This window comes from Mesorhizobium sp. M7A.F.Ca.CA.004.04.2.1 (genome assembly GCF_004022825.1).
Lineage (GTDB): Bacteria > Pseudomonadota > Alphaproteobacteria > Rhizobiales > Rhizobiaceae > Mesorhizobium.
Window position 1 is genome coordinate 1 of the sequence record NZ_RZPH01000587.1, and the last position, 3,840, is coordinate 3,840.

Genomic DNA, 3,840 nt, shown 5'->3' on the forward strand with positions numbered 1-3,840 from the left:
CGGTCGGCATCGTCGTCTCGGGCGAACCGCCATCGTGGAATTCGCAGTCGGCGGCGTTCGCACAAGGCGTGAAGGCGGAAAACCCTGACGTCAAGATCACCTATGCGGTGATCGGCCCTGCCGCCTACAGCGACGCGGCCGGCGGCAAGCGCGTCACCGAAAGCGTGATCGCATCGGGTGCCGACATCATCTTCGGCCAAGGCAACGGTTCGAGCTTCGGCATGCTGCAGGCGGTCGAGACGACCAAGGCAGCCGATGGCGGCAAGGTCTATTTCATCGACGTCATCGGCGACAAGTCACCGATCGACAAGGGCTTCCTGCTGTCGTCGGTGGTGTGGAACATCGAGCCGGTCTATGCGGCGATGATTGCCGACCTGAAGGCCGACACGTTCGGCACCAAACACTATACGATCGGCCTCAAGGACGACTCGGTCAAGCTGCTGAAGACCGCTGCGATCCCGGACAATGCCTGGACGGAAATCCAGGCGCTGCGCGAGGACGTCATTTCCGGCAAGATCAAGGTTGAGCCGGTCTATGACGCGGCCGCCGTCAGGGCATTGATGACCAGCGTCGCCCAGTAAGGCGATCACGGCCGGCTGCCGGAGGGGTGATCCGTTCACCCCTCCGGACGATTCCCGTTTTTTTGGTGCTGGGCTTTCATGAGCGGTTTTTCTTCATCGTCCGTTGCAGGGCGCGACATCGTCGCGCTTGAAGGCGTGACCAAACGGTTCCCCGGCATCGTTGCCAATGACAGCGTCGACCTGTCGATCCGCCCGGGCGAAGTGCATGTGCTATTGGGCGAGAACGGCGCTGGAAAATCGACACTGATCGGCATGTTGTCCGGCCTGCAGCAGCCGGACGAAGGACGCATACTGGTCGACGGCAAACCGACGCCGATCACCTCGCCGCGCCATGCGCTGACACTCGGCATCGGCACTGTATTCCAGCACATGATGCTGGTGCCGACGCTGACGGTGGCGGAAAATCTCCTGCTTGGCGGGCCGTGGTGGCAGCGCCCCAGGACCGAGGAACTGGCGGCGCGCGTCGCCGAGATCACCGGCACGCTCGGCATCACCGTCAAGCTTCAAGCCAAGGTATCGGAGTTGTCGCTCGGCGAGCAGCAGCAGGTCGAGATTCTGCGCGCGATGCTGCGCAACAGCCGGCTGCTCATCCTTGACGAGTCCACCTCCATGCTGACGCCGAAAGGCATCGACGAACTCGGCGCACTGATGCGCCGCCTTGTCGAGCAGGGCCTGGCGATCGTCTTCATCACCCACAAGCTCAAGGAGGCGGCTGCCTTCGGCGATCGCATCTCGGTGCTGAAGCTCGGCCGCAAGGTCGGCGAGATCCCGCCCGAGCGGTTTCGCGCGCTGGGCGAACAGGAGATCGTCTCGGAGATCGTGGAATTGATGTTCGGCAAGCAGAAGGATGATCCGGAAGCCGTCGAGCGTCCGGTCCGCACTGCCCGAGCAGAAGCGGCCCCGCTGCTTCAGGTCGCAGATCTGGCGGTCGCGCCGACGGACAATGCGCCGGGCCTGTCGTCGATCTCCTTCGACATCCGCCCGGGCGAGATCCTGGGCATTGCCGGCATCGACGGCAACGGCCAGAAGCAACTGGCGGAAGCGCTGGCCGGCCAGCGTACAGCTGCCGGCGGCTCGATACGGCTGGACGGCGCCGCCATCGAGACGCTGAGCGTCGGCGAGCGCCGCCGGCGCGGCCTTCGCTACCTGACCGACGACCGGCTGGGCGAGGGCACTGTCGGAACCTTCCCGGTCTCGATCAACTTCTTCCTCAAGCAGGTCGGCGCGGCCCCGTTCTGGCGCAACGGCGTCGAGCAGCGCGCGGAGATCGACAAGCGCGCCGCCCAGCTCGTGCGCGAATATGACGTGCGTACGCCGAGCCTGAAGACGCCTGTCGCGCGGCTGTCCGGCGGCAACATCCAGAAGGTGCTTCTGGCACGGGAACTGGCTGAGGGCGCCAAGGTGGTGATCTTCAACAAGCCGACCTACGGGCTCGATCTCGCCAACACTTTGGCGTCGCGCCAGCGCATTCGCGACACGGCGGCGCGTGGCCTTGCGGTGCTGCTGATCTCCACCGACCTCGAGGAATTGCTTGGCATGTGCGACCGCATCGCCGTCATCGCCGACGGAGCTTTGGTCGGCACCGTCGAGAATGCCGACGATGCCCGCACCAAGGTCGGTCGCCTGATGATCGGACTTGCCGCATGAGCATCGACACCGCACCCACGGTCAGTGCCACCGCACTCGATGCCACGAGCGGGGCAAGGACGCGCCGCGACATCGCGCATCGGCTGCTGATGACGCTCGGCCCGATCCTCATCGCTCTCGTCATAGCCGGCTGTATCCTGCTTGCGGTCGGCGTCGACCCGCTCGCCTACTACGGCTTCGTGCTGGAGAAAGGACTGTTCTCGCCGCTCGGCATCCAGCAGACGCTGACGCGCATGGCGCCGCTGCTGTTTCTTGCCGCCGGCCTGATCGTGGCCTTTCGCGCCGGCATGTGGAATCTCGGCGGCGACGGCCAGTTCCTGCTCGGCGCGGTGACGGCGGCGGCCAGCGCTCCTATGTTCGTGCAGGTCATGCCAGCCTGGCTGGCGCTGGTCTGCTCGTTCCTCATCGCCATGGTGGTGGCGATGATCTGGTCGCTGGTGCCGGCCCTGCTGCGTGCCTATCAGGGCGTCAACGAGATCATCACCACGCTGATGATGACGTTCCTCGGCACCTCGCTCGCCAATGTGCTGGTCAAGCTGGCGTTTCGCGACCCCAACACGACCGTGCCGCAGACCCGTACGCTGCCGGTGGAAGACCGGTTGCCGCGCCTGTTCGAAACGACCATCACCAGCGGCTTGCTGCTTGGGCTGGCGGCGATCGTCATCGTGCATCTGGTGATGACGCGCACGGCGTTCGGGCTGAAGCTGAGGATCGTCGGCGCCAATCCACGCGCGGCGGTTCACTCGGGACTCGGTGTCCCCGGCCTGACCGTCGCCGTCTTCGCCATTTCGGCCGGGCTGGCCGGGCTTGCCGGCGCCGTCGACATCATCGGCGTCCAGGGCAATGTCCGCGCCGACTGGAATCCCGCCTATGGGCTTGCCGTGATTCCCGCCGTGTTTCTCGCCCGCATGAACGGCTTTGCGGCAATCGGCTTCGTGTTCCTGCTCTCGGTGCTTTCGATCGGCGGCGAGAGCGCGGCGCGCCGGCTCGGCGTGCCCAATCATTTCACTCTGGTGCTGGTTTCCATCGTGCTGATCGTGCTCGCGCTCGCCGAATATTTCGATCACCGATACAACCAGTCGCGGAGGGCCTAGGCATGACCGGGCTGTTCAGCGAAGTCTTTCTCAGCGCGCTCCTGTTCGGCGCCGTCACCGCGGCGATCCCGCTGCTGCTTGCCGGGCTCGGCGAGCAGATCTCCGAGAAGGCGGGCGTGCTCAATATCGGCATCGAAGGCATGATGCTGGCCGGCGCCTATCTCGGCTTTGTCGGCGCTTTCTATTCCGGGTCGCTGTGGCTGGGTTTTCTCACCGGTGCCGCCGGGGGTGCTGCGGTGGCGCTTGTCATGGCGCTGCTTTGCGTGCGCATCGGGCTGAACCAGATCGTCATCGGCATCGCGCTGACCTTGGGGCTCGAGGGCCTGACGGCACTGCTCCACCATTTCCAGTTCTCACGCAGCTACCCGCGCCTGCCCGCGGCGGATGCGACCGTCATTCCGCTGCTTTCGGACATCCCGGTCATCGGGCCTGCATTCTTCAAGCATCATCTGATCGTCTATCTGGCGGTCGCGCTGGTTTTCGGCATGAGCTACCTCTATCGGCGCACGCAACTCGGC

At 65.1% G+C, this 3,840-nt stretch carries 3 protein-coding genes and 1 pseudogene; all 4 read left to right on the plus strand.

The window, feature by feature from the left end:
- The coding region (locus EN893_RS23180; protein ID WP_128361801.1) for a BMP family ABC transporter substrate-binding protein at positions 1-581 on the plus strand (581 nt) is incomplete at its 5' end.
- 78 nt (positions 582-659) lie between these two features.
- Complete coding sequence (locus EN893_RS23185) at positions 660-2,228, plus strand: ABC transporter ATP-binding protein (protein ID WP_127270365.1); 1,569 nt, start codon at positions 660-662, stop codon at positions 2,226-2,228.
- Positions 2,225-3,322, plus strand: coding sequence for an ABC transporter permease (locus tag EN893_RS23190; RefSeq protein ID WP_127267959.1), 1,098 nt, complete (start codon positions 2,225-2,227; stop codon positions 3,320-3,322). The genes EN893_RS23185 and EN893_RS23190 overlap by 4 nt, the downstream gene beginning before the upstream one ends.
- A gap of 2 nt (positions 3,323-3,324) precedes the next feature.
- Positions 3,325-3,840: pseudogene (locus EN893_RS23195) on the plus strand (ABC transporter permease); the annotation flags it as partial.